2 protein-coding genes are annotated in these 3,746 nt (G+C 66.8%); both read left to right on the top strand.

Annotated elements, in window-relative coordinates; all coding sequences use genetic code 11:
* The first annotated feature begins 469 nt into the window (after positions 1 to 469).
* Entirely contained in the window at positions 470 to 2,815 is a 2,346-nt protein-coding gene (gene bioA / locus HMPREF9440_RS11810; protein WP_008541263.1) for an adenosylmethionine--8-amino-7-oxononanoate transaminase, read from the top strand.
* On the top strand, positions 2,812 to 3,468 hold the full coding sequence (bioD, locus tag HMPREF9440_RS02730; RefSeq protein ID WP_008541262.1) for a dethiobiotin synthase: 657 nt from the start codon (positions 2,812 to 2,814) through the stop codon (positions 3,466 to 3,468). The genes bioA and bioD overlap by 4 nt, the downstream gene beginning before the upstream one ends.
* Positions 3,469 to 3,746: the final 278 nt, after the last annotated feature.

Raw genomic sequence — 3,746 nt, 5'->3', positions numbered from 1 at the left:
CGAACCTCTTCCGTGAAGAGGTTCCATAAATCGGGGTCTTACCCGTAATCATCAGGATGAGCGTCGCGAGCATGCAAAGCTGGGCGATCACATGTGCGTCCATTTTGCTTGTCTCCTTTGGGAATTAAGAAGTCGTTTCCGGTCGCAAAGGGCGCCGGTTTTGTTTGTAGGCGTACGCCGAAGAGGTCAATTCCGGGTACTCCTTTCAGAGTAGGGAGCTTTCGTTTCTTCTAAATAAAGGTTTCAAGCCCCGCGCCCCCTTGGCATTGCCGAAAAATAAAGATTGCACATCAGATTCATGTTTTCCCTTAAGAAGCCGGAGCCGGGGATGCCCGGATTAAGCGAACCACTCTCTGCCAACCTCTCCGCTGTCCCTCGTCCATCCGGCTGAAGCGAAGCGCCGCGCCCCTCCCTTAAACTCAGTCCCTCATCCAACCACCCACCCATTTCTCTGCCCGACGAAGTCACAATGCCCCAAACCGTCAACCCCGCCCCGCAAGACGCCGCCCTCGAAGAGGAAGCCCGCGCCATGATCGGGCGCTTGGTCGAGCGCGCCCTCTCGGACGCCGAGATCACCCCCGAAGAAGTCCTTCCCGTCGCCGCGCTCCCCGTGGAGACGCTGGTCGACGCCGCGGAGGAAGTCTCCCGAAAGCACGCCTCGCGCACCTTCAACATCTGCGCGATCGTCAACGCCAAGTCCGGGAAGTGCCCGGAGAACTGCCGTTGGTGCTCGCAGTCGGCCTCGTGGCCCGACGCGAAGTCGCCCGTCTACGGGCTGATCGACGCGGAAGAAGCCTTGAAGAGCGCCAAGGCCGCCTACGAGTCCGGCGCCTCGCGCTTCTCGCTCGTGATGTCGGGGCGGAAGCTCTCCCGGCGCGAAGTCCGCGAGACGGCTGAGATCGTGCGGCGCCTTCGCGAAGCCTTCCCGATGGAGGTCTGCATCTCGCCGGGGCTCTTGACCGAAGACGAATTCCGGGAGCTGCGCGACGCGGGCGTCGCGCGCGCCCACTGCAACCTCGAAGCCGCTCCGTCGTTCTTCCCCGAGGTCTGCACCTCGCACTCGTTTGAGGCGAAGATCGAGACGCTTGAGGCCGCGCGCCGCGCGGGCCTTCAGATCTGCTCGGGCGGGATCATCGGGATGGGCGAAGACCGCCTGGCCCGAATCGAACTCGCGCTGGCGCTCCGGAAGCTCCGCGTGCCGTCGTTGCCCTTGAACGTCCTCGAACCCATCCCCGGCACGCCCTTGGGCTCGATGCCGAGGATTTCAGAGGAAGAAGTGATCCGCACGGCGGCCGTCTGGAGGCTTCTCAACCCCACGGTGGAACTCCGCTTCGCGGGCGGACGCCGCCGCCTGTCGGACGCGTGCCTTCACGCCTGCTTCCGCGCGGGCGTCAACAGCGCGATTGCGGGCGACATGCTGACGACCCCGGGGACCGACCACAACCACGAGCTCTCACTCGTGCGCGAAGCCGGCTACAAGTTGGAAGCGGACGAGGGGCTAGCCGTCGACCGCGACCACATCTGGCACCCGTACGCGGGCACCATCCTCACGCCCCGCGTGGAAAAAGTGGTGGGGGCGGAAGGCGTGAAGCTCAAACTCGCCGACGGGCGCGAACTCATCGACGGGACGAGCGCCTGGTGGTGCGCGCCCTTCGGCTACAAGCCAAAGGCGTTGGTTGATGCCGTGCAGCGCCAGGCGGCGGAACTCCCTCACGTGATGTTCGGCGGGCTCACGCACGACCCGGCGATCGGGTTGGCGAAGCGTCTCACCGAAATCCTCCCCGCGGCGCTCCAGCGCATCTTCTTTGCGGATTCGGGCTCGGTCGCAGTTGAGGCCGCGATGAAGCTCGCGATCCAGTACCAGATGGCCTCCGGGCGCCCCGACCGCACGGGCTTCGTCACGATCGAAGGGGGCTACCACGGCGACACCTGGAACGCGATGTCGGTCTGCGACCCGGTCGCCGGCATGCACGGCGCCTTCGGAGGGGCCCTCCCGCAGCGCCACTTCGTCCCGGCCCCGAAATCCGTCTTCGGGGGCGACTGGGATCCGGCGGACATCGAGCCGCTTCGCGCCTTCCTTGAAGCGCACGACGACGTCGCCGCCTTCATCCTGGAGCCGATTCTTCAGGGTGCGAGCGCGATGCGGTTCTACCACCCGCAGTTCCTTGCGGAAGCGGCGAAGCTCTGCCGCGAGCACGACGTCCTGCTGATCCTCGACGAAATCGCGACGGGATTCGGGCGCACGGGCCGCGACTTTGCGTGCCAGTGGGCGGACGTCACGCCCGACGTCATGACGATCGGCAAAGCCCTGACGGGCGGCATGGTGACTCTATCGGCCGTCGCGGTGCAAAACCGCGTCGCCGACCGCGTGAGCGCGCACCCGCCCTTCGCCTTCATGCACGGGCCCACCTTCATGGCGAACCCGATCGCCTGCGCGGCCGCCTGCGCCGCAATGGACCTCTACCGCTCGGACGACTGGCCCGCGAAGGCCCGCGCCCTGGGTGAGCGCCTCGAAAAGGGCCTTGCGCACCTGCGCGGGCGCCCCGGCATCCGCGACGTGCGCGTGCTGGGCGCAGTGGCCGTGGTCGAGACGGAAGTGCCGGGGAAGATCCCGGTTCTGCAGCTCCGCTTCGTGAAGGAAGGCGTCTGGGTGCGCCCGATCGGGCGCCTCTGGTACCTGATGCCGCCCTTCGTCATGACCGAAGCCGAAACGGAAGCGCTCCTGAAGGGCTTCCTCACGGTGCTCGAGCGCCACCTCGAAGAGAACCCCGTCGACGGGACGACGGGCGAAACGAATGAAGGAGCCGTGCCGTGACCTCCCCGAAGCAGAACGTTTGGTTCGTCTCCGGCATCGACACCGATGCCGGGAAGACGGTCGCAACCGGTTGGCTCGCCCGCCGGTGGATGGATGAGGGGTTCACCGTCGCGACGGTGAAGCTCGTGCAGACGGGCGCCCCCGACGGGCGCTCGCCCGACATCGCGGTCCACCGCCGCATCATGGGCGTGACGCTCCCCGAGGACGCCGAGGGGCTTACGGCCCCCGCCCTCTTCGACTATCCGGCGAGCCCGCACCTCGCGGCCGCGATGGAAAAGCGCACGCTCGACCTTCAGGCGGTTCTGCGGGCGATCGAAACCGTGAGCGGAAGGTACGACCGCGTCCTCGTCGAAGGCGCGGGCGGTCTCATGGTGCCCTTGACGGAAGATCTCCTCACGATCGAATTCGCCGCCAGGCAGCACTGGCCCGTCGTCTTCGTGACGTCGGGACGCCTGGGGAGCATCAACCACACGCTCCTGGCGCTCGAAGCCATGGCCGCGCGCGGGATGCGGCTCTCGCACCTCGTCTGGAACGAGCACCATCCGTCGCCGGATGCGGCGATCGACGCCGACACCTATCGGTATCTCGACGCCTGGCGGGCAAAACACTGGCCCGAGACCGGGATGCTCCGCTGCCCGGCGATCGGGCTCTGACGAAAGTCAGACCCCGGCGGCGCTTCAGCTGAGGAGCGCCACCGGATCGGCCCGCAGGAATTCCACCAACGGGATCCCGGAGGGCCCCACCGCCAACGTCCGGCAGGAGCCGAACCGCTCCCGAAAAGCGGAAAGCCCCGCCGCGGCCCTGCCGAACCCCTCTCCCGGCCGCTCCACGGCGACCGCAGTCAACGCACCCCCGCGCGAGAGCACGAAGTCGACCGCCGCATCGTACGTGTCCTAAGACGGGGGGATGCGAAAAATTCGTCCGAACGCCC

The organism is Sutterella parvirubra YIT 11816 (genome assembly GCF_000250875.1).
Taxonomy (GTDB): Bacteria; Pseudomonadota; Gammaproteobacteria; order Burkholderiales; family Burkholderiaceae_F; genus Sutterella; species Sutterella parvirubra.
Note: the sequence above shows the minus strand (reverse complement) of the source record. Positions and strands in the feature narration are given on the sequence as shown.

Excerpts from the sequence above, each read along its gene's own strand:
- bioA (WP_008541263.1), top strand. The coding sequence starts at position 470 with ATGCCCCAAACCGTCAACCCCGCCCCGCAAGACGCCGCCCTCGAAGAG.